Genomic DNA, 25,132 nt, shown 5'->3' on the forward strand with positions numbered 1-25,132 from the left:
CTTTCATTCTTTCATTAAGTTCGCTTGTTCAACATCTATATTGCCACGGCTTCTATAATATACAACCAATATTGCAAGCCCAACTCCTGACTCTGCTGCCGCAACAGTCAACACAAACATCACAAAAATTTGCCCAACTATATCATTCATAAAGGCAGAAAAAGCAACTAGATTGATATTAATTGCCAGCAATAATATTTCTATTGATAACAGTATATTGATTATGCTCTTACGGTTAATGAAAATACCACACACGCCAATAGTGAACAAAACAGCAGCAATTATCAAAAAGTGATTTAATCCTATTTCCATTCCACTCCTTTTCCAAATTTAGCCTTAATCAATTTTACAGATGAAGATTGTGTCAATTGCTTTAACACGTTCTGTTTTCTAACTCCTTTTTTCTTTTCCTGCAAAGTAAGAGCAATTGCACCAACAATTGCAACAAGCAGCAGAATACCAGAAAGATGAAAAGCGTACATGTAGTCAGTGTAGAGCAAATTACCGATAGCTTTCACGTTATTGTTATTATAGTTTATAACATTGCTTATATTCGGTTCTGAACTGCGAATTACAAAGCTGATGATTAGAAAAAACACAACACATAATATAGCACCAAGAGTGAAATGCTTTGCAAAACCCTGATGCAATCTTATGTAGTCAATATCGAGCATCATGACTACAAAGAGGAATAACACTGCAACTGCACCGATGTATACTATCAGCATCATCATAGCGATGAATTCAGCTCCAAGGAGAATAAAAAGAACTGCAGAATTAACGAAGGTGAAAATTAAAAATAATACTGCATGCACAGGATTCCTTACACTAATTACGCATACAGCAGATAAAATGCTAAGAATTGCAAAAAAATAAAAGAAAAAAGGCATCGATACTTTAACTGCAACAATAGTTACTAACTTAAAATAATTATTGCCGTAAAGTCAATATTATATTAAACGTTTAAAAACATTGTACTACAAGCTTCAGCTCCATTTTAAATTATTATATAGAGCATTTCCTCAGTCACACAAACACTCTTGACAATTTTAATTTATTAATGTACAATATATGCATGTTAATAGTCAGTAATAGCTCAAAATGTATAACATATTTGGTTACTTCGAAACTTGTGATAAGCAAAGTGGCAAGTTAGATGGCAAAAGTTATCAATACACCACAAGAGATCATGTGACAATTTACTTCAATAACACACTAGCCAGTTTAGGTGGATCATGGAGAGAATTTAAAGAAGAAGCATATGGGTTTATATATGATATCGGAGCTTGGTTGAAAGAAACATATGAAAATCTCACTGAACGACCTGAAATGCATAACTTCTATGTTCCAGAAAAACTTCCTGTTAAAGCTGAGGAAATAGAGATGAAGGAACTGAATCGTAAGCCTAAGCCATTCAAAACTCCACCTATCCAACCAACAAGCAGAAGCTCTAGTGCCAATACCTCAAATCAAGTTGTTGTTACTTGACATACACCTGAAGCTACTAAAACAAGATAGATAAAAAACCTACGTTTAAATATGTAGTACTTGAGTGAAGCATTCTTTAAACTGTTCTATTCAATAAAATCTTTACAATATTTGGATCATAGGTTTAACTTTACGAAGTTATAGTCTATAGGGCTTCAATGAACGATTATCTCTCACTGTTAAATCCAGAGCAACGATTAGCTGTAACTAACTTAAATGGGCCGATTTTGATACTGGCAGGGGCGGGAACGGGAAAAACAAGAACGATTACTTCAAGAATAGCGCACATAATTAGAAACGGTCACGCTTATTCTGATGAAATATTAGCAGTTACATTCACGAACAAAGCAGCAAATGAAATGATATCAAGAGTGCTTGAACTCACGGGCACAAACATACCATGGCTTGGCACTTTCCATGCAATTGCAGCAAAAATTTTACGTTATCATGCTGAAATTGTGGGCTTAAATTCCAATTTCACAATCATTGGTGTGGATGATCAATTACAGGTAATAAAAAATATTATTAATGAAATCAGCCCTGATTACCTATCAGAAAAATGTAAGACCATTATGAATATTATTCAGCAATGGAAAGAGAAGTGTTTATTGCCGTCTGAAGTGGAAGATGTTCAATCATTTAGGCAAGTATACGTGACTGCACTCAAAGTCTATCACCAGTATCAGGAAAGGTTAAAATTCCTTAACTCTGTCGATTTTGGTGACTTATTGCTATATAACATACAACTCTTTAATCAAAAGACCGAGGTTCTATCCTACTACCAAAACAAGTTTAAATATATCATGGTAGATGAATATCAAGATACAAATGCAATACAATATCTTTGGCTAAAATACCTTGCAAAAGAGCACTCAAATATTTGTTGTGTAGGAGATGACGATCAATCGATATACAGTTGGCGTGGTGCAGAAGTTGAAAATATTTTGAAATTTTCCGATGATTTTAAAAATGCAAAAACCGTTAAACTGGAGTGTAACTACAGGTCAACATCCCACATACTTGCAACTGCATCATATGTTATCAATCACAATAAGACTCGCTTAGAAAAAAAGTTGTGGACAACAAACATTGAAGGGGAAAAGGTAAATCTAATAAAATTATGGGACGGGAAAGCTGAAGCAAGGTTCATAAGCGAACAGATATTAAAGCTCAATAAATACAGATTTAGTGACATTGCAGTGCTCGTAAGAGCGACTTTTCAAACTAGAGTGCTCGAAGAGTATTTTATAAAATATTCAATTCCCTATAGGATTATAAGTGGCGTAAAATTCTACGAACGTCAAGAAGTAAGGGATATAATTGCATATTTGAGGCTTGTTACAAATAATAATGATGATCTCGCTTTTGAAAGGATCGTAAATCGTCCAAAAAGAAGCATAGGAGCTACAACTCTAAAGAAAATATACACGACTGCTCAGGATAACAAAATTTCTTTTTTTGAGGCAGCAAAAATATTGGTTAATAGTGATCAAGTAACCGAAAGAATTAAACTCTCACTAAATGATTTTTTAAATAAAATTAAAGCTTGGGAAGAAATAGTAAGCGTAAAACCACTGCATGAATTTGTTAAAATCGTAGCAAATCAATCAGGATATATGGAAATGCTTGAGAATGAAGGAGTGACGGGTTTAGCGCGAATAGAAAATGTTAAAGAGCTCATTTCATCTTTGAAGAATTTTGACAGCACTATAACCTTCTTGGAGCATATTAGTTTGGTGATGGAAGTGGATAATATGAATAGCGATGACACTGTATATGTTATGACTCTTCATGCGGCTAAAGGGCTTGAATTCCCGTGCGTGTTTTTACCTGGTTGGGAAGAAGGATTATTTCCTCATCAAAGATCTTTTGAAGATAAAAGTGGTAAAGCTTTAGAAGAAGAGAGAAGACTTGCATATGTTGGCATAACTAGAGCAAAAGAAAGGTTGATCATTTCATGTGCAGATAGGAGGGAAATTAATAATCAGTGGCAACCAATGCGCACTTCTCGATTTATTAAAGAATTGCCAAGAGAAAATGTTGAGGTGATCAAGAATAGTGCCTACTGTTGAAGCTATAACTGCAGCTCTTACGACAAACACATCTGAATTACTTCAATTATATATTTCTCCTGGCAAAAATTCTCTGATGGTCTTAAATAAAATTTTCAGTGAATGATTATCAGACATGTTGTGTTCTGCTGATTTTATTAAGTGTACTTCAACGTCTGTTGACTTAATTTTTTCAGCTAAATTCAATGAAGTTTGATAAGGAACATCTTTATCATTAATGCTATGCAATAAGCGCACAGGACAGTTTATATCTATTGCTTCTCTGTTTAAAAGAAGGTTCTTTCTACCGTCTTCGATCAGATTTTTAGTTATTTTGTATGCACAATGCTCCGAAGTAAAATCTATTACACCTTTAGAACCTAGTTCTTCTTTTTGCTTGCCTGACAATTGCTTGAATATCAAATCTTCAGTAAAATCAGGAGCAGACGATATGCCGATTAATGCTGCAATTTTTTCTGGAAATTGAAGAGCAGTGAGCAGCATCAGCCATCCTCCCATACTTGAACCTATAATTATTTGTTTATTGCTAGTTAATTCACTTATCACTTTAGCACAATTTTTTTGCCAATCACTTATTGTATAATCAGCAAAATCACCGCTTGAATTACCATGGCCAAAATAATCAAAGAGCACAAGTGCTATATCATTTTCTTGGCAAAATTTGTAAACGGCAGTTGCTTTAGTTCCATCCATATTGGATGCAAAACCACTAAAAAAAACTATAGAAGCCTTCTTTCCTTGTAGCTTTCGATATGCTATATGGCCATTACTTCCATCGAGTAATTTACAATAATTCATACTACTTTGGCAAGGCAACCGGACTATCGCTCATCGAACGCAAATAGCTGACTAGATCTGCAATCTCTTGTGGATTGGAAATGCCTGCAAATGCCATACGTGTACCTTTTATGTAGGCTTTTGGATTTTTTAAAAAAGCAAATAACTCCTCATACTCCCATTTCCCACCTTTTTCAAGTAGTGCTTTTGAGTAATTGAATGAGCTGCCAAGATGGGCCTTTTTATTTCCAACCACGTTCCATAAGTTTGGCCCCACTTTATTCATTCCACCTTTCTCAAAACTATGACAAGCTATACATTTTTTTGCTGCTGACTTGCCTTTTTCAAAGCTAGCATTCTGCATGAGCTCTCCAATATCAAGTGCCACTTGTTCAATCTTTTGTTGAGGCTCATTGCTGGCTGCTACTATTGTTTGGTGTTCAATTTTATAATCCTCTGGGTTGTAGAGCATATCAACTACATTACTAACTATCATAATTATTAATCCAGAAAGTAAAATCGATGCTGCAATCTTATTAAGCTCCATAGTTAATTCTTATCAAGTAATGTTACTTAAATTATGCAAATATTTTCGCAAACAGTAAACAATTACCTTTATTTCACCAAAGATAGAAATTTCTATTACTTAGCTAAGTTAGGAGACTGCAATTCTATTTCTATCGGAGTAACTTGTGGTTCAATTACATAATGATCTGGAATAACATATTAAAATAGATTTCCTGCAAACTTGTCTGCAATGATTGAAACTGGAACTACTTCTATAATGTTCGTTTGCTTGACCTAAGATTCAGGAGCATTTAAACTGAATTTTATAAAGTACTAGAAATGATAGGAAATCTAAGAGGAATAGTTGATGAGGTGTGTAGCGATCACATAATCCTGAATGTGAATGATGTTGGCTACATAGTATATCTTTCAGCCAAAACTTTAAGTGCTTGTTCGATTGGAAGTAGAGTAAAATTACTTATCGACACTTATGCAAATAGCAGAGAAAACGTTACTCAGCTATATGGCTTTATAAGTAAAGAAGAACAGCAGTGTCTGCGTTTATTAGTTAAAGTGAGCGGTGTCAGCTATAAAACCGCAATGTCAATTTTGAGCAAATTAACTCCAGAGCAACTGTTTTTGGCAATTATAAATGAGGATAAACTAGCACTTAAGGTGAGTGGACTTGGCCTGAAACTCATAAATCGAATTATTACTGAGCTGAATGGCAAAGTAAGTAAATTAGAGATAAATAACAATCATTTTCACTCAATTAGTGAAGATGCTCTTTCAGCTTTGATCAATCTTGGATATGAAAGAACAAAAGCTTATGATACAATAAAAAAAATAGAAGATGAATCACCAAACTTGGACACTAAAGATATTATTCGTATGGCGCTTAAAACAATATGAAGTCAATATCATGTAGTAAGGAATACTCTGAAGATGTACGTAATTTAAATATCCGGCCTGAGCAACTTGATGATTTTGTCGGGCAAAAAGACTTAATACAAAATTTAAAAGTGTTTATAAATGCTGCACAGACGAGAGCTGAAGCTTTGGATCACGTATTGCTCTATGGTCCTCCAGGGCTTGGTAAAACAACTTTAGCACAAATTGTCTCTAAGGAGTTAAGGGTTAGCTTTCGTGCAACTTCTGGTCCATTGCTTAGTAAAGCTGGGGACTTAGCTGCAGTGCTCACTACTTTAAATGCAAAAGATGTTCTATTTATCGATGAGATCCATAGATTAAATCGTAGCATTGAGGAAGTTTTATATACTGCTATGGAAGATTTTTGCCTAGATATACTAGTAGGTGAGGGCCCATCTACCAGAACTTTAAGAATAGATTTACCACCATTTACACTGATTGGGGCAACAACACGGCTTGGACTGCTTTCTGCACCGCTGAGGGATCGTTTTGGTATTCCCCTGCATCTTGAGTTTTATTCTTTTGAGGAACTGGTTGATATTATAAAAAGAGGTGCAAGAGTTCTTTGTGCTGAAATCGAAAAGGATGCTGTGCAGGAAATTGCCTGCCGCGCCCGTGGTACTCCAAGAATTGCTTTGAGATTACTCAGAAGAATAAGAGATTTTGTTGAAGTAAAAGATGATAAAAAAATTACCTGTGAAATTGCCGGTTCTGCACTATCAAAATTGGGTATAGATAAAATGGGACTAAATAAATTAGATATGGATTATCTGAGATTTTTGTTTAACACCTCAGGACCTGTTGGAATTGACACCATATCTATTGCACTATCTGAAGATGTTGGCAATATTGAAGAAACAGTAGAACCTTATTTAATCAAGGTCAGTTTTGTAAAGCGCACACCAAGAGGACGTGTTTTAACTGATCAAGCAAGGGAATATCTCAGCATTAATTCAGTGGTATGCTAGTATTATACTATATTTTATAACATTGTATAGTATTACATTAAACATTATAATATTCTTTTATTATATGATTTGCAGGTGTTTTAGAGGCAAATAAGAAAGTCTTCTGTTATAGTGAATATGTTCTTGAAAAATTACGTAATATATGCTAGGCTGTATATAGTATGAATGTAAAAATATCAATAATTTATTGATATTTTTTAAGATTAATACTTATTAAATACTTCATATTGTAAGATTGAGTTATTGTATTTTATAGACTTAAGATAAAATGGTAAAAAGCCTTCTAAACAATTATAGAAACAGTAATTCAATTAATGGAGAAAAAGCAATGAAAAATTTTTTAATCAATAACAACGAAGAGGACGGTAGCTCAATCTACATTAATCGAATCAGAGAGCAAGATCTCTCTGCAGAGCAGAAGCTCAATGAATTAAAAGGATTCATGGAGGAGCTTGCTAGGAAAGCTGAGCTCAAGAGAATAGAGCTTGAGCGTCAGGCTGCGAGTTGCATTGATGAAACATTATCTCAAGTAGAGCTACAGATACAAGATAATGAGGATTACTTTACTGATAATAATCAAGGGGTATTCGCAAATTTCTTTGAATCCCTCTTTAATCTTTTTGAAGTAAATGTAGATCCGAAAGTCTACAAAATGCTCAAGGAGAAGAAAGAGAAAAATCTGCTTCTTTCGATAATTAAGTTTTTGCGTGATAAGCTTAAGGAATTAGTTAAAAAGATCTTCAAAAAAGATTTAGATTTAAGTTGGGATAAAAGGCTAGACAAAGAGATAAAAGAATTGCAGGAGAAATTACTCAGCGGTGAGTTATCTCCTGAAGAAGAAATAGCAATACTCGAACGTTTGCAAGCGTTGCAAAATTTAAAATTGAAGCTTCAAACTTTTCTCGTGGGCTCAGTCATTGCAATGTTTGCAGAAATTTTTGCAGTTGATTTAGCAGCAGTAGTAGAGCAAGATGTAACTGAGGAAAAAAGAGACAAAAAAGCAGAAAAAACAGAATCAAAAGAAGTTCGTCAAGAAATAGAAACAAAAGTGAATGAAATCATACCAATTTCCCTATTTAATTTTTCATCTCAAGTTCCAATGCCAATTGTTCTAGACAAGCAAGAACGTGCTATTTTACCAAAGCCTATAGAAAAATTAGTAGACACTCTACCTAAACCTGTTATAAGTCACAAAAATAGTGAAGTACAAAAACTGGAAAAAATGAATAAAGAAAAGAAAGAAGCAAAAGAAGAGAAAACTGAAAAACCAAAATTAGCTGTCTGTCCACCTGCTCCAGAGCAAAAGGAACACAGGAGAGTTAACAGATACAGAGGTTTCGGTACGAAGGGTCAAAAGGGATCTCCTGAGTGTAATCGTTCAATGAATAATAAGCAAAAGTCTAATGCTGCTGTGGAATTGCCAGGAGGATTAACTGAGGACGTAAAAGTTGAAAACCATGCTTCTTCAGTCAAAGAGAGAGGTGTGTAAAGGTTCTCTCTCTTTTTGTCATTCCAGACTGGTTTTTTATCTGGATTCCAGTGTCAGCTACTTTCATAACATCGTCTTGAATGCGAGCCAGTGCCAACGATGCGCCATATTGCAATGTTCGTACAGTTGTGTACTCAGACACTGTCATCCAGACACAATTTCATCATATAAATCTTTCCATTCTTGATTTGTTTTTTCAATTAAGTTTATTTTCCATTTTCTCTGCCAACTTTTCAGGAGTTTTTCTCTACTAATTGCTAAATTTATGTCTTTCAAAATAGACTAGTTTACAAACATTGTACTTTGACGTGAAACCAGAGATGGCTTTGCTTTTGTGTTCCCAAATTCGTTTAGTCAAATTTGATGTTATACCTGTATATAGGGTTCCATTGCGTTCACTTGCAAGTATATAAATATAATAACTTTTCATATATAATAAATAAATTTACCGAATTCCAGACTGGAATGACATTAAAGGAGCTACTTGATGACACTAAAGAGGCTATTCTTTGATACCAAAGAGGCTACTTGAATGACAAGAGAGAAAGTATTGGAATGACACCGTCTTGAATGGGAGGCAGTGCCAACGATGTGCCATATTGCAATGTTTGTACAGTTGCGACTTAAGTCAATAAGGAAAGGTGTTATTCCATTACCTCCTCTCTTGTCATCCCAGTCTGGAATCCAGGAGTATAAAAATGGTGAATAAAATTTATGTTAAAAAACTGCTTGTGCTAATAATTGATTCTTAATATACTCATTACATAATAATTTAATTTAGAGGTTGATATGCATGGCAATAATGATCCAAATAAAAAAGTACCTGATTCAGGGAGAACAAGGATTTATAAAAAAGATTTAGATCTAAATAGGATAGATAACTTCAGCGATATGATTAAGCGTGAACAAGAACGAATGAAGCAAAATCAATCCAGTAGTAGTAAAAGTGGTCAGGGTAGCAGTAAATAATTATATTAGTTTAAGGGGGTGGCGTTATGCCTAGTACAAATCAAATAAATCGAGAATTAGTAAAATCGTTTAATAGTGTTCTTCTTTATGATGAGACTGCTATTACTAATCTCACTGTAGAAAAAGATCATATTGTTCTCTCATTTGATAAAAATATGAATATTGATCAGCGTAGAGAGTACTTGAGCAATATGAGAAAGAGTATAGTAGAAAGGCTTTATGGAAGTAATGAAGATGCTGCCGAAGATGCTGCCAATGATCTTTTTTATACAGAGTTTTTTCCTTTTAACTTTGATCAAGGGAAGTGGACTACAGATAGTAGCAAACATAGGTTTTCAGTGCCAATTGAAAAAGAAGTAGTTCGTAATCTAAAGTATTTGCTAGCTGGTGCACTAGTACAGTTTACAGCAAATGTTATTATGGAAAGTTACTCTGATCAAGATTATGTGGATGATAATACACGCGATGTGAGCTTTGACAGAAAATCCTATTTATACTGTATACGCTTTAAGAATAGAGAATTACAAAATTCTCTTGTAAACTCATTTTCATCAAAGGTAAAAAGTTATAAAAATGGTCCTAAAAAAACTAAGGATTTTTTAGAAGAGAAAGGAAGTGATATGTATATAAAGAAAAGCTTTTTTGATAATCCTCAGTTCATTAAAGACGTAGTAATGGATAAGGTATCTCTGACATATCGTAATCTTGAAATGTCAAGGGACGAAAATGAAACTGTTAAGATTATGAAGTTCGCAGTTGTTGATTTAATTTGTAAGGCACTACCGCACCTACCAATTGATTCTATGTGGCATACTTCCAATAAAGAAAGTGAAGATGAGTATTCAATTTTGGCTCCTGTTATTGATTATGATAATTACATAGAGTTTTTAAATGAAAAAGAAGTTGATCATATTAAGAATAAGGTGTTTGGTGGTACAAAAGTATTGCGTGATGTAAAAGATGATATTGCAGAAAGAGGTCTTCCAACATATGGTGCCGAACAAATATATGCAATAGATTTTGCTAACCCAGACATTGCTTACTGTGTGATGGATAAGATCACAGAGAGCTCTTTAATCAGCGAATATAAAGTTAAAGATAAAGATACAGGTAAAGATAAAATTAAATATAAGCTATCCATTGATCCTGCACGTGTGCCAGCTATGAAACCACAAACTCTTGAAGAAAAAGTAGGGACGGATGGACCAAGTGCAGATACAAGTGCAGATAGTGGTTTTGGTGATTCACCTAAGAATTCAGTTATAGGTAAATCACATAATGGAAACTCGAGCAAATTCCTTAGGCCCGACTACTATGGTGAAGGTAAAGGTGGGGATGATGCTTCGGCTAAAGATAGTGGCTTTGGCCCTTCTTCAGCACGATCTTCAGCACGATCTTCTTTTAATAAGCCCAAAACAACATTTAACCAACCTTCTATATCACAGCCTGACCAATGTTCTGCAAAAAAGCAGACATCAACTAGTAAAAAATCAATTTGCTCTATTTCATAGCTAAAGGAAATTAGACTATTTGAGGACGAATTGTGAATGAAAGGTTATGTATCCGTTTAGATGCATGTGAGACCGTATCCGTTCAGCGGAGTGGCAGAATAAGGTAGACAAGGTGATCTAAAAAGATAATCATAGAGCAAAAGTGAGGTAATGTGGTAAACCTTTTAGAGCTTTGCAAAAATTTACAGCAAAAAATAGAAAAGTTAGAAGCAAAAATAGAAAAGCTGGAAAGGGAGAATGAAAGTTTAAAAGCAGAGAACAAGGCTTTAAAGATAGAGAACGCTGAATTAAAGGAAAGGCTTGGTTTAAACTCGAAAAATTCATCTCTACCAAGCTCTAGAGAGTTGTACAAAATAAAAAAGGACAAGCCAAAGAGCGACAGAAACGTTGGTGGTCAGGTTGGTCATAAAGGAAGTTTTCGCGCCAAAATGGATGCAGATGAGGTGATAAAAGTAAAGTTGTCATCTACTTGTGAATGCGGAGGAGGGATTGCAATATGCAATGGACCGTACATTCATCAAAAAGTTGATCTTCCGGAAATTAGGCCTTATGTAGTGGAATATCAGATGGAGCATGGTCGTTGCCGGAGATGCGGAAAAAGAAGAAGCAGTAAGTTACCAGAAGGTGTTACGTCAGATACATTTGGTCCAAGGGTTAAGTCAATAATTGCAGCGTTCAGCGGATTCTACAAAAATTCAAAACGCGAAATAGCGAGTGTCGTAAATGATATCTTCAATTTGAACATAAGCGTCGTTAGCATATCAAATAGTGAACATAGAGTTGCTTCAAAATGCAAAAAAATGTATGAGCAGATCGAACAAGAGATAAGTAGGAGTAAAGTTCTACATATTGATGAAACGAGCCATTATAACAAAGGTAAACTCGCTTGGTGTTGGATGTTTGCAAGCAATACGGCAAGTTTTGTGAAGTTGACAGAGTCAAGAGGAATGAAAGTTTTAAAAAATAACGCATGCTGCAATCATAATAGCTTAGTGGTAACCGACAGGTACGCAGTATACAATTACTTTGCTGATGAAAAAAGGCAAATCTGCTGGGCACACTTAGCAAGGGATTTTGAAAGATTAGCGCATAGTTGGAATATTGAAGTCAAAGTTCTTGGCTGTTACTTAAGAAATGTAGCTACTGAATTATTTGCACTAAAAAAGGCTTTGCTAAAAAATGAGATAGATGTTTTTAGATTTGCCAGACGTGCCAGAAAGTTGCGAAAACGTACAAGGTATTACTTGAAGGAAATATCCTACTTACCTGAAGCAATTGGAGCCTCTCGAGTTGCGAAAAATATTTTGAAATCTGAAAGAATGATGTGGAATTTTTTAGATGACCCAAAAAACATTCCGCTGACAAACAACCATGCTGAACAGCAGATACGGCATTATGTCGTTTACCGCAAAAATTCGTATTTTACACAATCAAAGCGGGGAAATGCATTCCTTGAACGGATAATTTCGTTATACTTAACATGGAAACAAAGGGGTCTCAATCCTTTCCAAAACCTCTTATCTATTGTTTCTTAAACCACTCTCCTGAACGGATACTGTGAGACCAGTGCCTTCTTTCTTGTTATACAAGTAGCTGACACTGGGATCACACTTGATTATGCAAGAAATCTAATGTTAAAAAACTCACAGTTATTATTCTTATAGCATTGCTTCATTTGTATAAGCCTTTTCATGCTTGACAAAAGAGAGTTGAGGGTTAACAGCTTTTTCTATCGATTTAGCCTGTTTATAGTCTTGACTTAGGAAATATATAGACAGTCCAACTGCTATTCCAGCAACAAGAGCAGATACTGCGAGTGCGCATAATATAATAGTCATTGAAGGGACTAAAGCACCACCAACACCGAGTCCAATACCGAGAAAAACTCCAGGTACAATGCCAATCAAACTATTACATCTAGCATCTCTTTTTTTCAATTTAGCTTGGTTTTTCATACATTCAATGAGTACTTCTCTTGTATTTCCTTGAGCTAAATCTAATGGAATTTGCTTATTTACATTCTCTATCAAAGGATTTGTAACATGTTCCAAAAGGGCTCTTATAGCACCAGTGTTATTATTTCTAACAGCTTGGTGTAATAACGTCTCTCGATCTTGATCTTGAAAATTGATCAATTTGTAGAAATACTGAGGAGTAACAGATCTATTCACCGCTTTATCTAAAATCTTCATCACGTTTTTAAATGACAATATCTCTGCTTTCTTAGACCTTGTACTATCGTATACAATGCAGTGTTGCAAAATAAGATACACCATCTTTTTTCTTATATCTACAGTATCCTCTATAGATAAAGCTGATTTAAATAACTCCTTATCAATAGGTATTTCGATATTTTTATTAAGAAATGCCTTCAATTCTCTAATTTTTTCTTTATGCTTTATCCCTGGCCTACAGACGATTTCAAGTAAAGTATTCATACCATCTCCTTATTCTAGTTATATCAATAATATAATAAACTCTAATAAAAGTCAAATCATTGATTAAAAAATTAATATAATTAATTCTGTGAATGTCAAATAAATTCAAATAACATCAAAAAAAACTCACAGGATCAACATCTATTGTTACTGCAATATTTGAATTCAAGTTGTAATTTTTAATCCAATATTTTAGCTTTTTCTTTATAGATAAACTATGTTTATTGTGTATTTTGAGTAGCACTCTATACCGATATTTATTATTTAAGAAATTTATTGCTGCTGGTGATGGGCCAAAAATTTCGAGTTCTTTTTTTCTAGTCACGCACTGGAATGACAACGCAGAAGGAATAGTAGCTGAACATTGATCATGCAAAAAGCTTGTTATCTCACTTGCTGCTTTCTGCGTTGCAAATTGATCCTTACCGCAAACTATAAGCGCTATTAATCTACTAAATGGTGGCATTTTAGCTTTGCGTCTTGACTCAAGTTCAACTTCATAAAACAAATCCCTTTTTTGCTGCTGCAATGCTTTTATTATCAAACTTTCAGGATTATTAGTTTGCACTATTACCGTTCCTTTTTCGTTGAACCTCCCAGATCTACCCGCAACTTGATGCAATAATTGATACGTCTTTTCTGCTGCCCTAAGATCAGAATTTTCAAGTCCTAAATCTGCATTTATCACTCCAACCAAAGTTAACTTAGGGAAATTATGCCCTTTGGCAATCACTTGTGTACCGATTATAATATTCACCTCTTCCTTAAGCACTGAGTCAATGACGCTACCAAGCGACTTCTGATCGCTGCTGATAATCGCAGTTTTTGCATTTGGTATTAATTTCACTATTTCTTCAACTAACCTTTCAATTCCCACACCATAAAGAAGCAATGACTGCTCACTTTGACAATTGGAGCATTTTTCTGGAAGTTTTGATTGATAAGAACAATGGTGACACAAAAGGACGTTCTTCTTTTTGTGGTATGTAAGCCAGACAGCACAATTTGAGCAGGAAATTTTGTATCCACACTTTTTACAAACTGCAAGTTGTGCGTATCCTCTGCGGTTTAGAAAGAGCATAACTTGCTGTTTTTTCTCTATGGTTTGTTTTATTCCTTCGAAAAGTTCATTGGAAATCCATTGCTTATTATTTACTACTTTTATTTGTGGCAACTCTGCACCACCGAATCGTTTAGTCAATTTTACATGATTGTAATTCCCTTTTTTAACATGATAAATTGTTTCAAGTAGCGGAGTGGCGGATGATAAAATAATCGAAATATTTTCGAGCTTGGCTAAGATAATGGCCATATCTCGAGCATTATATATAATCCCCTGTTCTTGTTTAAAGGATGAGTCATGCTCTTCATCAATGATGATTAATTTTAGGTTTTTATAAGGTAAAAAAAGTGCTGACCTTGCCCCAATAATGATCTGCGCACTTCCATTTGCAATACTAAGCCAATTATTTCGGCGAGCTTTGGGAGTAAGTCCTGAATGCCACTCAGCTATATTGCCAGATGTCTGACTGCGAACACGATTTACCAATTGTGAAGTTAGGACAATTTCTGGCAGAAGGATAAGGACTTGTGCATTACCTCCTTCTGTTGTCATTCCAGTGCTTGGCAAAGGCAGTATGCTAAGTGTTACAGTGGGTTTTGCCTTAAATACAAAGGTGTCATTCCAGTGTTTATCCAGGAATTTTGATTCTAAATTAGGTATTGGTCTTAAATTAAAATAAACGTTTGTGATGAGATTATATGAAAAACTGGATCCCAGTGTCGGAGCACTGGGATGACAAGAGAAGAGGGCACCTGGATGACAAGAGAAGAGAGCATTGGAATTGCAAAAAAAGTAGGCACTGGGATGACAGGAGAAGGAAACACTGGAATTACAGGAGAAGGATAGACAATGTTCGTAAATACTATGATTCTTAATTAACTGTGAAATTACAGAGAGATAAACTTCCGTTTTCCCAGACCCGGTTTCACCGTCAAGTAAAGTCACTGAATACTCATTCAAATTACTTATTACTTTATCGCGAGCTACTTGCTGTTCAGGGTTTAATTGGTAGTCTATTTTGCTTATTTCCTGCTTTTGTTCAGCATAAACTAGTTTATTTATTTGATTTACTTTTAGCACTCCCCCCATTATCACTTTCGCAAGCATACCAATAGGTATTACATTATACTGCGCAACCCACTCTGCAAATTCGATCAGTTTTGGTCTAATACTCGGTAAATCGACCTTTTGTTCAATAAATTTTAATTCTCGATCGCTTTTGCTACTTTCTCTCCAAACTATTCCAATCAAACGCTTTCTGCCAAACGGCACCACTACGTAATCTCCAATTGAAATTTCAGTATCTTTCTCAATTGCATATGAAAATAGCTGATCAATTGGAAGTGGTAGTAATACGTCAACTGTTCTTGTCATAAGTTAGCGCTGTTTTTAGATACATAAAGAAGCCTTAATGCTTTTTTCATAGTACACAATTTATAATCATAAATATTGGAAATGTGAGGAAATTCTGTATGTTTAGCGATAAAATAGTCCTAGACTTTGAAATAGAAAAAGGTGACCGAATAGATCGGTGTTACTTCTCTACACGCATCAAACTTACAGATAAGAGCAAGAGTTTTCTACGTGAAAAGCTCGGTAAACCTAACAATTTAGATGATTACTTTAATCTTAATCCTGAGAATTTTTATATTTATTACAACAAATATAGTGGTCACTATGGTATAAATGAGCTATATGTCAGAGATGATAATGGTAGATATTTAGCTACTAAACTTCCACTTGATCAGAGCGGATTTTCGATAGAGTTATCATTCGACGAGGTGAATTATGGTTTTTATCCTCTGTATGCAATCTATAATCCCACTCAATATGACAAAAAGCAGGAAAAGAGCTTTGAAGATAATGGTGAATTGCAGCCGTTTGTGTCAAGTGTATTGGATTACTTTCTAAATGGCTTAACCATTCAAGATATGTTTTTGCAAATACAAAATGAGCTTGTTGAAAAAGAAACAAAATTAGAAGAAGACAGAAGAAAGGCAGAGGAAGAATTAAATCAAAAGAATGAAAAGTTAAGAGAACTCATAGAAAATGATGAGATTAAAGTACTTAAAGTAATAAAAGGCCATAGTATTGGGAATGGACGTTCAGCAGCAATTTTACAGCTTAATGGTGATCTTGATGCAAGTAAATACTACATAGCAGAGTATGAAAGCAATGAATACTTACATTGTACGAGCTCTGGTTATGACATACTGCTTGACCAGAGCGATTTATTTTTTGTTCTGAATAGCAGCTCTTATCTTGAACTTGAAAGCGGTTTCTACTCAATCCCTGAATTTAATTCTAGAAGCTATGCTAAATATCTCAATACTAAGAATCGGCTTTTCAGCGATGATCAACTATCTCAGCAGTTGTGCAAAAACAAGGTAAAGGCTGAATCTACAGTTAACGCATTTTTCTCAAGACTTATTTATAGTGAAAATTTTTAAGAGGTGGATATGAAATTTAAAACAAATTCTGAATATGATAAATCACAAACTTTGATTAAAAAATTATTTCCAAATAAAGAAAGTATAGTAATAAACGATCAGCTTACAATAGAAGTAAAATATGGGGGATTAGCTAGTTATACCCCTGAGTATATAAAACAAACTGTAAAAGATGCTTACGGAGCCTGGTCTGATAATTTCTATTCACAAAAAAGCGTTCATTCTGGTCCAGTAAAATTGCAGCTTTATGTGCTGAAAAATTACGATGATTACAAAGCTCACATCAAGGAACTTTCAGGTGGTAAGGACCATAGAGAATTATGGGGTGGTGGAACAGTAAGAGCACACGAAGCTGACGGCACGATAGCAAAGACTTTTATTGTTGGAGATGTAAATGGCTTACTTTGTGCAAAATCTAAAATTTTAATGGAAAAAATGAGCGATGCATTTCTTGAGTACTCTACCGGTAATATGGATACAGTACCTGAAGTTTTACGTACCGGTATGAAGCTTTTCATGTGGAGCTATGATGCAGCTAAAAAAGAAAGCACTCGCGATATGCATTATACAAAAGAAGCATACAATAAAATGCATGAATCTGGGCATGATACACCATATAAAATAGCAAGTATGTCTAACGACTATAGAATATCAGATTGCTTAGTGACATTCCTACAAGAAAAACATCCTCAATTCATAAAGCAATTGCTTACTGAGATATCCTTCGATAGAGTAGAAGCGATATCAAAATTCAAGCATCTTTTGAATAACTCAGAAGTTGAAAAAGAATTTAAGCAGTGGATGGATGTAAAAAGTGGCGATAAAATTGTGGCAGATCTTGTGCCAGATAGTGAAGTTATGACTTTTGGCGAACACAAGCTTCAAATAAATATAAAATATGATGATGAGGAATTAACTCAGAGCAAATTGAGTAGTGTAAAAAATGCCATCGAGAGTACTATAAAAGATTTTGATTCAGCATTTGGCATTAATAATTCTCAGCCTTGGCACAACATACCAAATAAAGTTAATGTTTTCGTATTTAATACAAAGAGTGACTACGAAAATTATCTTAAGGAGTTGAACGTTAACTATAAAGGCGCTTCTGGCTTAACAGTTCAAGGGCGTGGCTCAGAAATTCATGTTTATTTTTATCTACAAGACCAATTTGATGACTCGTGTAAAACTTTGAAACACGAATTGGGACACGCCTTAACTATCATTAATTCCTATTATGGTACAGGTGATGTCTTATCTAAGGCTATGCATGAAGGGGTTGCTAACTATATGGCAAGTTTAGAAGATGGTCGGCATGTCAATGACCACGGAGATAAAGAGGCCTTGATTGCAATAAAGAATAAAGGTCTCAAACCAGATGAAATATTGCGCAATAATATTTGGAGTAATAAAGGGGAACATTATCATTCGGATGCTGAACAAGTGATCAAATTTCTTGAAGATAAACACCCAGATATGATTGATAATTTGCTCAAGAGCCTTTCTAAATCTGGTGCAAATAGGTCTCAAGGTAATAAATTATTTGAGGATTTTTTGGCTGAGCTGAAAGGTTATGATCAAGAATTTAAACAATGGGTTAAGGCTGAGCTGAGTGGTGAACAACATATGGAATATAATGTTGTTGAATCTAACAGTGTTGAAAGTTCAACAAGCCAACAAAGTGCAGGCAAGGGTCTATATGGTTATAGCCCAGTACATTATGTAAGTAGTGATAAAACCAAGATAGAATCTAAATCAAGTGTCAGTAGAGAAGATTCTATGCAACCTGCTAAAAAAGCGAGTGAAGACGAACAAGGAAAAGCTGTTACAACAAAAGTTATGAAGTATAATAAACAGCCTTTCTTAAAGGTGAATATTGATGACAATAATGTAGAAAATACTATAGGAAAAGTAAACGAGATAAATAAGGTAACAGGTGCGACTAGTTTACATTTTGCTGCTTCATTGGGAGATTTAAGCAAAGTAGCAACGCTACTAAAACACAATTCATATATTGATACAAGAGACCATAATGGACAAACGCCACTACATTATGCCATTCAGTCAGGAAATACGGAAGTAGCAAAATATCTTATTGATCATGGAGCAAATCTTAATGTTCATGACAATTATTATCAGAAAACTAATGCTAAATATGTGTATTATAAGACACCTTTACACTATGCTATTGAGTCTGGAAATATAGAGATAGCTAAATACTTAATAGATCGTGGTGCAAATCCTAATATTCAAGATGCTTATTCCCAAACACCATTATACAGTGCTATTTATTCAGGTAATACAGAAATAGTGAAGTATCTATTAGATCATAACGCAGATTCTAATAGTAAAAGTTATTATACTTTTCCGTTACTTGCTGCTATTAAGCTAGGGAATTCGGAAATAGTTAAGAGTTTAATTGAGCATGGCGCAGATCTTGGTATCAAAAACACGTCAGCTCAAACACTGCTGCACTATGCAATTGAGCTAAAACATACGGAAATTGCTAAATACTTAATAGATCGTGGTATAGATGTTGATACCCGTGATATTAGCTCTGGTAAATCTCCACTACATTTTGCCATGCACATGAAAAATATGGAAGTAGTTAAATATCTCATAGAGCATAATGCGGATATTGATATTCAGGATAGCTACGGCTTAACGCCTTTGCACCTTGCTGTTGATCTTGGAAATAAGGAAATAATAAAACATTTAGTTGAAAAAGGTGCGAATGTTAATGTGCAGGATAATGATGGTTGGACACCTTTAGTTCATGCAGTGAGGCATGGAAAGTTAGATACAATAGAATATCTAATAAAAAACAAAGCTGACGTTGATGTTGTGGGCAAAGATGGCAGGACACTTATTGAACATGCTGAGTTATGGGCAGAAGGGAAAGGTATAGAAAGAGATGTAATAGATAGCAAAGGCGGTAATGATTCTTATTATCGTGAGCTTTCAAAAGAAGCTGCAACTTGGGAAAAAGCTGGAAAGGATATGCTTAGCTATCTCAAAAAAATTACTATGCAAGAAGAAGAATCTAACGATATAGACCAAATGCCAGCAGATCAACCTGCGAGTGAAGAAAGGAGTAAAAGATCGATAAGAGGAGACGAAGAGAAGCCAGAGGAAACAATTGTTATAGATAATGTGAAACAACATCCTTTAAAAATCAAAGTGGGTGAGGCTGTTGAAATAGGGAAATATAAGGTAGAACTGCAAGTTACGTATGATGATGTAAGAAATTTTTATGACACTATACGTGGTAAATATCATGATGGTAGTGGATACAATTATGAGCAAGTAATGGTTTTGTACAATGAAATTGTTAGGCCAGCATCACAGCATCATGATGAACCATTTACTCTTGCTGAGTCCTATATTGCAGATGGGCATCTATTTATTAAAAATCAAGATTTTGGAATTTTGAATGATTTTAATGAGATGTTCTATAAAAGTGATGAGTTTATGTAACATAAAAGGTGGATGAGAATTAATTGATATAAGGAATTAGATCTTCTATTTTCATTCCAGCGTTTCCTTATCCTGTCATCCCAGTGCTTCGACACTGGGATGGCTTTGTTGCATAGCACCTTAAGCAGTGATGGTTTACGACAAATTTATGTAATGATTTCAAATTTAGCCATACCAATACCTAATTTAGAATCAAAATTCCTGGATTCCAGTATCAAGTACTGGAATGACATCATCTACTATGCAACTTACTTTCAAAAATAAACGTTCCAGTGGTTTCATTTGCTTTCATCCCAGTGTTTCCTTCTCCTGTCATCCTATGGCTTGACCATAGGATGGCTTTGTTGCATCGCTCAAGTGAAAAGAACTGGCAGTTACTGACAAAATTCATTATAAATAGCCATTTAACTGTTGAAGAAAAAATATGCCACAAAAAATGAGAGTCAGTAACTGCCATGAATATAACAAATTTCTCCAAGAAAGAGGAAGCATTTTTTGTTATATCAATGACGCCATAGAAAATTGGTACGAGAATTGTCCAAAAATGCAGGGCGGCAACTATATTTATAGTGATAAAGTTGTGATTTTAGTGCATATAATCGTCAGTTTCTTTAGAATTGGTTTAAGACAAACAGTCGGGTTTATAAAAGGGTATTTGCAACAAATAGGAAGAGATTTGCAGCTATTCACAAGCATCAAAAAAAACTTAATATTAAGATAAATGATTGCAGAAAATAATATAGAAGATATCGAAATTGCTATAGACAGTACAGGAATTAGTATATACAACGACACACAGCAAGGAAAATAGCACTGACAGAGTGGCTATGAGCAAACGAGAAAATTGCACGTAATGTTGAATATAAACAACAAAAAAGCCATAGCTGTAAAATACAGTAACGGTGTCTACTCTGATCACTTGTGATTTGCTAAAAGAAGTTGATTTTCAGCATGCCATAAAAGCACTATATGCAGATAGAGCATGTGATAGGCACAAGTTTTATAAGTTGTGTAACGAATATGATATAAAGACAAAAATTCCACCAATAAACAATGCGGCAGAACATCCAGAAATAGATTATATGTCTGACAGGAATGCTGCTATTAGGTTAATAAAATTATATGGACAAGATGGTGTAAAAGAGTGGAAAAAGGAAGCAATTTATGGAAAAAGATCTTATATTGAAGGGTTTTTCTCAAGATTAAAGCAAATATTTGTTTAGGAATAAATCTGAGATAAATCGAGAAAAAGAACTAAATGCTATTTGCTTAATAAATTCACTGATATTGGTGTGGCTAAATTTGAGATAGTTACACGAATTTACCATAAATCACCATCTCATAAAGTGTGATGCAACAAAGCCAATCGGGAGTCGCAATAGTAAAAGTGAAAGAAATCTTCAAAGTAGAACTATCCCCCAAAGCTGCACATGGACATAGAATATCCTTTATCAGGGATGGACGTAAACATTGAAGATCTTCCCCTAGAGCTGGATATAGATATAAAGTCATTTATACCATTACCTATATTCGAGAAAAATATCACATGCCAAGAACCTTGTCAAAATTATATAATCTATCTCTAGAGCAGGTTATTGAGAATGTCAATCCACATAAAAGAGCCAGGTATTCCTAACACCACTAAACTCACAAATTCATTTGCTAGAGTTTATAAGTTCTTGTTTATAATAATTTTATTATATCGTAAAACCATCTATATCGGCCTATTTAAACAGTATTTTACTTTCCTTAAGGATTTTTTAAAGATCACCTATTGAATTCTATGATATTATTTTTTGTGAGATTGTTATACACGTTATAGCAAGGAAGGCAGAGAGATTTGTTAAGTAGTTTTTGCATCTATATGAGCTACTTGAATAATGGTTACAATATAATTGTACAGCATGAGCTGAGTTCGCTTAGCCCTTATCTACATATTCAGTTCCACCAACAGTTATTGCATCGACCTTGAGTGTTGGCTGACCAACTCCAACAGGCACATTTTGTCCGTCTTTTGAGCACGTACCAACACCAGGATCTAACTTTAGATCATTACCAATCATTGATACTTTTTTTAGCACTGTTGGCCCATCACCAATTAGCGTTGCTCCTTTGACTGGTTGTGTAATTTTACCATTTTTTATTAGGTAAGCTTCCGAAGATGAGAAAACAAATTTTCCTGATGTTATATCAACTTGTCCACCACCAAAATTTACTGCATATAGGCCTCTCTTTACGCTGGATATTATTTCTTCTGGTGTATATTTTCCTGGCAACATATAGGTGTTTGTCATGCGTGGCATGGTAACTTCTTTGTAACTTTCTCTTCTACCATTACCAGTTGGGCTTACACCCATGAGTTTAGCGTTCATATGATCTTGCATATATCCTTTTAGAATTCCATCTTCTATAAGCACATTATAGCCAGGTAAAGTACCTTCATCGTCTATGCTAATAGAACCACGCAAATTAGGTAGAGTTCCATCATCAATTACAGTAATGTTACTGGCTGCCACTTGTTTACCCATAGAATTTGAAAATGCCGAGATTCCTTTACGGTTAAAATCACCTTCAAGTCCATGACCTACAGCTTCATGCAATAATATTCCTGGCCAACCTGAACCTAAAACAACTGTCATCTCTCCAGCCGGAGCTGGAATTGCCTCAAGATTTACCAGCGCTTGCTCTAACGCTTGATTTGCAACTTCTTTCCACTTCTTCTCAGAAACAAACTTACTATAAGAGTCTCTTCCACCGTGCCCTGAAGAGCCTTTCTCAGCTCGGCCATTTTTCTCTAGGATGACTAATACATTAAAACGTACCAAAGGCCTAATATCGCTTAACCTGTGATCACCCTTTATTATTTGTACAACTTGCCATTCTCCACTTAGAGTTATTTTTACTTGCTTCACGTAGTTATTCTTGGACCTTACATACTCATTAACCTCATTGAGTAGTTTAATCTTTGAGTTCAGATCCATTTCATTTATGGGGTTAATCTTTGAATACAGCTCTCTTGTTCCCTCATTTAAGTTTATTGAATTTGTTTTGTTTAAAGATACTGAACTTTTCACTATAGAAGCAGCGTTACTAATTTCCTTTTCGCTAATTTCAGAAGAGCAAACAAAAGACGTACTATCCTCACAAAAGGACCTTAACCCAAATCCCCTTCTGATATTCAAATCCATGTGTTTCAATATGTTATCATCAAAAACCAGGGACTCTGACTGGCAAAATTCTAAAAATAATTCACCACCATCACTATCGCTCAAAGCGTTGTTGACTATTTTATATACATTATTAATATTAACATTGTTTTGAGCAAAAAATATTTGATCTAGATTTGGCATTACCTTTGAGCTAAAAATTGTTTAAGTATATTATTTAATTTTAACATAGTAAATCACAAAAAGCCCGGGTGGCGGAATTGGTAGACGCGCTAGCTTCAGGTGCTAGTAACTTTTTAAGTTGTGGAAGTTCAAGTCTTCTCTCGGGCACTCTATATTGATTTTTGAGTTAATTAATGCTATAATATAACATATTTACTATACTTAAGTTTATGAGTTGCGACAAAGAGAGGCTTGTTTACAGAAAGAAAATAAGAACTTATTCAAAACGCTTAGTTACTGCATTATCTATTGCTTCTTTGAGTGGGTACATAGCAGCATTAGCTTTGAATATTTCTGCCTTAAGCTTGTATTTTACTATTGCCAGCACTATACTAAGTGCACTTTCTCTTGTCTTAAATGTATGGTCATTAACTGATCATTTCAGGCAGCGTGACCTTAATAAGCAACTTGTTCCTCGGCAAGAGAAATTAATGAAGATCTGTCTTGATATTGCATCTAGCGTTTCATTTTTAATAGGAGGAATAATATATATATTGCCTCTCGAATCTCCTATTATTCCTTTCATTTCTACTGCTTTTTTTATTCTAGGCTGTACCTTTATGGCAACCAATTTCGTTTGTACTATGATTAGTCAGCCGCAAATAGATGAAAGTAATAATCTAAAATCTAGTAGTCATTTGAACATTTAATCCACGATAGCTGTCTAATTATCACATGTTAATAAATTAGCTTATTTAACTTGACAAATTACGCCATCCCCCTTACTATGAAAGTAAGAGTATTTATCCTTGTTTTTAATCTCTGCAGATTTAACAACAAAATTCAGTAAAAAACTCAGATATTTATTGGCAAATTACATAAAAATTATAGCGGCTGTATGTCTTTTAAATTTTTTCTACATTCATCCAAATCGCGCTTATTTTAAGCGTTAGCACATTATCAATTTACATTATTAAAACTCGCTATACGGGGGTTTTTTGTCTTTTTTTTATTTAGTAAATTTCTTAATATTTGTAGCTAAAGTAATTTTAGAGAGCCAGCACGTGACGCTGGTTCCTGGATCCCAGTGTCGGAGCACTGGGATGACAACAAAGGGCTACTTGAATGATACCCATATTCCAGCATTTGATGCTGAAATCCAGAAATTTTTACTATAAACAAGCATATTGAGCACAAAATTATGCTAAAACACAACGTTTTTTGAGATTACGGAAAGCCAGTGTAGGCTACTTGGATGACATCAAAGAGAGGGTACTGGGATTACACAAAAAGGGCTACTTAAATGACAAGATAGATAGAACTGGCATGAATTGGATTTGAGTAACTCAAATGACCAATGAAAACTGTAACCCTAAACATTGAAGCACTATTATGCACTAAATGATAACTTTCATACACTTGTCATGGTAGTCGTGAAAGAAATAATTCATACAATAAGCATGAATGAAATGATTTGGAAATTTATATATTATAAAGTATTAATAGTTAGTTAATTTATGAGGTGGAGACATGGGCTATAAGCTAAGAGAAAGAGAATATGATTATAATGAAAGTTTATTTAAAGAGATAGGCATTCAAGTGCAAGAAGTAGAAGGTCGTAACTTCTTAGAACCTGTACGTGATCTCAAAAAAGGGATAGAATGAGA

Annotated in this window: 20 protein-coding genes, 1 tRNA gene and 2 pseudogenes; 15 read left to right on the forward strand and 8 right to left on the reverse strand. The window is 34.5% G+C overall.

Annotated elements, in window-relative coordinates; genetic code table 11:
• Window positions 1–3 precede the first annotated feature (3 nt).
• Together nuoK and ONG75_RS07260 are read right to left on the reverse strand one after the other, a co-directional pair.
• Window positions 4–312: an NADH-quinone oxidoreductase subunit NuoK gene (gene nuoK / locus ONG75_RS07255; protein ID WP_010404075.1), complete on the reverse strand. Its 309-nt coding sequence runs from the start codon at window positions 310–312 to the stop codon at window positions 4–6.
• Window positions 303–890: an NADH-quinone oxidoreductase subunit J gene (locus ONG75_RS07260; protein WP_029237644.1), complete on the reverse strand. Its 588-nt coding sequence runs from the start codon at window positions 888–890 to the stop codon at window positions 303–305. Before ONG75_RS07260 ends, nuoK begins: the two co-directional genes overlap by 10 nt.
• Window positions 891–1,101: 211 nt before the next feature.
• On the opposite strand from ONG75_RS07260, the gene ONG75_RS07265 reads away from it, so the two are divergent.
• Both ONG75_RS07265 and ONG75_RS07270 read left to right on the forward strand, forming a co-directional pair.
• Window positions 1,102–1,488 carry a WD_0964 family protein gene (locus ONG75_RS07265; RefSeq protein WP_264376132.1) on the forward strand — a complete coding sequence of 129 codons (387 nt, stop codon included), beginning with the start codon at window positions 1,102–1,104 and terminating at the stop codon, window positions 1,486–1,488.
• 158 nt (window positions 1,489–1,646) lie between these two features.
• Window positions 1,647–3,560, forward strand: a complete 1,914-nt coding sequence (locus ONG75_RS07270; RefSeq protein ID WP_264376133.1) for an ATP-dependent helicase — start codon at window positions 1,647–1,649, stop codon at window positions 3,558–3,560.
• Between the two features lie 42 nt (window positions 3,561–3,602).
• Here the strand turns inward: ONG75_RS07270 and ONG75_RS07275 are convergent, their stop codons facing one another.
• A complete protein-coding gene (locus tag ONG75_RS07275) occupies window positions 3,603–4,358 on the reverse strand; it encodes an alpha/beta hydrolase (RefSeq protein WP_007302377.1) in 756 nt (251 codons plus the stop codon).
• Between the two features lies 1 nt (window position 4,359).
• On the reverse strand, window positions 4,360–4,884 hold the full coding sequence (locus tag ONG75_RS07280; protein ID WP_007302376.1) for a c-type cytochrome: 525 nt from the start codon (window positions 4,882–4,884) through the stop codon (window positions 4,360–4,362).
• 299 nt (window positions 4,885–5,183) lie between these two features.
• Between ONG75_RS07280 and ruvA the strand changes: the two genes are divergently transcribed.
• From ruvA to ONG75_RS07295, 3 genes are all read left to right on the forward strand, one after another.
• Window positions 5,184–5,756, forward strand: a complete 573-nt coding sequence (gene ruvA, locus ONG75_RS07285) for a Holliday junction branch migration protein RuvA (protein WP_007302375.1) — start codon at window positions 5,184–5,186, stop codon at window positions 5,754–5,756.
• Complete coding sequence (ruvB, locus tag ONG75_RS07290) at window positions 5,753–6,742, forward strand: Holliday junction branch migration DNA helicase RuvB (RefSeq protein WP_007302374.1); 990 nt, start codon at window positions 5,753–5,755, stop codon at window positions 6,740–6,742. The genes ruvA and ruvB overlap by 4 nt, the downstream gene beginning before the upstream one ends.
• A 268-nt stretch (window positions 6,743–7,010) precedes the next feature.
• The gene (locus tag ONG75_RS07295; protein WP_264376134.1) at window positions 7,011–8,231 is read left to right on the forward strand and encodes a hypothetical protein; all 1,221 of its coding nucleotides are present in this window, start codon (window positions 7,011–7,013) and stop codon (window positions 8,229–8,231) included.
• Window positions 8,232–8,375: 144 nt separating this feature from the next.
• Here the strand turns inward: ONG75_RS07295 and ONG75_RS07300 are convergent.
• Window positions 8,376–8,661: pseudogene (locus ONG75_RS07300) on the reverse strand (GIY-YIG nuclease family protein).
• A gap of 150 nt (window positions 8,662–8,811) precedes the next feature.
• On the opposite strand from ONG75_RS07300, the gene ONG75_RS07305 reads away from it, so the two are divergent.
• The 4 genes from ONG75_RS07305 (at window position 8,812) to tnpC (ending at window position 12,246) form a co-directional block, all read left to right on the forward strand.
• On the forward strand, window positions 8,812–8,940 hold the full coding sequence (locus ONG75_RS07305; protein WP_264376135.1) for a hypothetical protein: 129 nt from the start codon (window positions 8,812–8,814) through the stop codon (window positions 8,938–8,940).
• 80 nt (window positions 8,941–9,020) lie between these two features.
• On the forward strand, window positions 9,021–9,200 hold the full coding sequence (locus ONG75_RS07310; RefSeq protein ID WP_264376136.1) for a hypothetical protein: 180 nt from the start codon (window positions 9,021–9,023) through the stop codon (window positions 9,198–9,200).
• A 26-nt stretch (window positions 9,201–9,226) separates the two neighbouring features.
• Window positions 9,227–10,711, forward strand: a complete 1,485-nt coding sequence (locus ONG75_RS07315) for a hypothetical protein (protein ID WP_264376137.1) — start codon at window positions 9,227–9,229, stop codon at window positions 10,709–10,711.
• Window positions 10,712–10,863: 152 nt separating this feature from the next.
• Window positions 10,864–12,246: an IS66 family transposase gene (gene tnpC / locus ONG75_RS07320; protein ID WP_264375454.1), complete on the forward strand. Its 1,383-nt coding sequence runs from the start codon at window positions 10,864–10,866 to the stop codon at window positions 12,244–12,246.
• Between the two features lie 123 nt (window positions 12,247–12,369).
• Here tnpC and ONG75_RS07325 read toward each other — a convergent pair whose 3' ends face one another.
• Together ONG75_RS07325 and priA are read right to left on the reverse strand one after the other, a co-directional pair.
• A complete protein-coding gene (locus ONG75_RS07325) occupies window positions 12,370–13,149 on the reverse strand; it encodes an ankyrin repeat domain-containing protein (protein ID WP_264376138.1) in 780 nt (259 codons plus the stop codon).
• A 115-nt stretch (window positions 13,150–13,264) separates the two neighbouring features.
• Window positions 13,265–15,586 (reverse strand): replication restart helicase PriA, encoded by a 2,322-nt coding sequence (gene priA / locus ONG75_RS07330; protein ID WP_264376139.1) that lies wholly within the window; start codon window positions 15,584–15,586, stop codon window positions 13,265–13,267.
• Window positions 15,587–15,684: 98 nt separating this feature from the next.
• Here priA and ONG75_RS07335 point away from each other — a divergent pair, with 98 nt between their 5' ends.
• The 3 genes and pseudogenes from ONG75_RS07335 to ONG75_RS07925 all read left to right on the forward strand — a co-directional run bounded on the left by ONG75_RS07335 (window position 15,685) and on the right by ONG75_RS07925 (window position 21,488).
• Entirely contained in the window at window positions 15,685–16,662 is a 978-nt protein-coding gene (locus ONG75_RS07335) for a hypothetical protein (protein WP_264376140.1), read from the forward strand.
• 9 nt (window positions 16,663–16,671) lie between these two features.
• Window positions 16,672–20,136 (forward strand): ankyrin repeat domain-containing protein, encoded by a 3,465-nt coding sequence (locus tag ONG75_RS07340; RefSeq protein WP_264376141.1) that lies wholly within the window; start codon window positions 16,672–16,674, stop codon window positions 20,134–20,136.
• A gap of 424 nt (window positions 20,137–20,560) precedes the next feature.
• Window positions 20,561–21,488, forward strand: a pseudogene (locus ONG75_RS07925) (IS5 family transposase).
• 567 nt (window positions 21,489–22,055) lie between these two features.
• Here ONG75_RS07925 and tldD read toward each other — a convergent pair.
• On the reverse strand, window positions 22,056–23,486 hold the full coding sequence (tldD, locus tag ONG75_RS07355) for a metalloprotease TldD (RefSeq protein ID WP_264376143.1): 1,431 nt from the start codon (window positions 23,484–23,486) through the stop codon (window positions 22,056–22,058).
• Window positions 23,487–23,548: 62 nt separating this feature from the next.
• Between tldD and ONG75_RS07360 the strand changes: the two genes are divergently transcribed.
• From ONG75_RS07360 to ONG75_RS07370, 3 genes are all read left to right on the forward strand, one after another.
• Window positions 23,549–23,633, forward strand: a tRNA-Leu gene (locus ONG75_RS07360).
• 62 nt (window positions 23,634–23,695) lie between these two features.
• Complete coding sequence (locus ONG75_RS07365; RefSeq protein WP_264376144.1) at window positions 23,696–24,175, forward strand: DUF4231 domain-containing protein; 480 nt, start codon at window positions 23,696–23,698, stop codon at window positions 24,173–24,175.
• A gap of 820 nt (window positions 24,176–24,995) precedes the next feature.
• Window positions 24,996–25,130, forward strand: a complete 135-nt coding sequence (locus ONG75_RS07370; RefSeq protein ID WP_264376145.1) for a hypothetical protein — start codon at window positions 24,996–24,998, stop codon at window positions 25,128–25,130.
• Window positions 25,131–25,132 lie beyond the last annotated feature (2 nt).

It is taken from the genome of Wolbachia endosymbiont (group B) of Sphaerophoria taeniata (assembly GCF_947179355.1).
Lineage (GTDB): Bacteria > Pseudomonadota > Alphaproteobacteria > Rickettsiales > Anaplasmataceae > Wolbachia.

Coding starts and splice junctions, on each gene's coding strand:
- ruvB (WP_007302374.1), top strand. CDS start 5,753: ATGAAGTCAATATCATGTAGTAAGGAATACTCTGAAGATGTACGTAAT.
- ONG75_RS07335 (WP_264376140.1), top strand. CDS start 15,685: ATGTTTAGCGATAAAATAGTCCTAGACTTTGAAATAGAAAAAGGTGAC.
- tldD (WP_264376143.1), bottom strand. CDS start 23,486: ATGCCAAATCTAGATCAAATATTTTTTGCTCAAAACAATGTTAATATT.
- ONG75_RS07315 (WP_264376137.1), top strand. CDS start 9,227: ATGCCTAGTACAAATCAAATAAATCGAGAATTAGTAAAATCGTTTAAT.
- ONG75_RS07265 (WP_264376132.1), top strand. CDS start 1,102: ATGTATAACATATTTGGTTACTTCGAAACTTGTGATAAGCAAAGTGGC.
- ONG75_RS07365 (WP_264376144.1), top strand. CDS start 23,696: ATGAGTTGCGACAAAGAGAGGCTTGTTTACAGAAAGAAAATAAGAACT.
- ONG75_RS07340 (WP_264376141.1), top strand. CDS start 16,672: ATGAAATTTAAAACAAATTCTGAATATGATAAATCACAAACTTTGATT.
- ruvA (WP_007302375.1), top strand. CDS start 5,184: ATGATAGGAAATCTAAGAGGAATAGTTGATGAGGTGTGTAGCGATCAC.
- priA (WP_264376139.1), bottom strand. CDS start 15,586: ATGACAAGAACAGTTGACGTATTACTACCACTTCCAATTGATCAGCTA.
- ONG75_RS07295 (WP_264376134.1), top strand. CDS start 7,011: ATGGTAAAAAGCCTTCTAAACAATTATAGAAACAGTAATTCAATTAAT.
- ONG75_RS07270 (WP_264376133.1), top strand. CDS start 1,647: ATGAACGATTATCTCTCACTGTTAAATCCAGAGCAACGATTAGCTGTA.
- ONG75_RS07280 (WP_007302376.1), bottom strand. CDS start 4,884: ATGGAGCTTAATAAGATTGCAGCATCGATTTTACTTTCTGGATTAATA.
- nuoK (WP_010404075.1), bottom strand. CDS start 312: ATGGAAATAGGATTAAATCACTTTTTGATAATTGCTGCTGTTTTGTTC.
- ONG75_RS07310 (WP_264376136.1), top strand. CDS start 9,021: ATGCATGGCAATAATGATCCAAATAAAAAAGTACCTGATTCAGGGAGA.
- ONG75_RS07325 (WP_264376138.1), bottom strand. CDS start 13,149: ATGAATACTTTACTTGAAATCGTCTGTAGGCCAGGGATAAAGCATAAA.
- ONG75_RS07260 (WP_029237644.1), bottom strand. CDS start 890: ATGCCTTTTTTCTTTTATTTTTTTGCAATTCTTAGCATTTTATCTGCT.
- ONG75_RS07370 (WP_264376145.1), top strand. CDS start 24,996: ATGGGCTATAAGCTAAGAGAAAGAGAATATGATTATAATGAAAGTTTA.
- ONG75_RS07275 (WP_007302377.1), bottom strand. CDS start 4,358: ATGAATTATTGTAAATTACTCGATGGAAGTAATGGCCATATAGCATAT.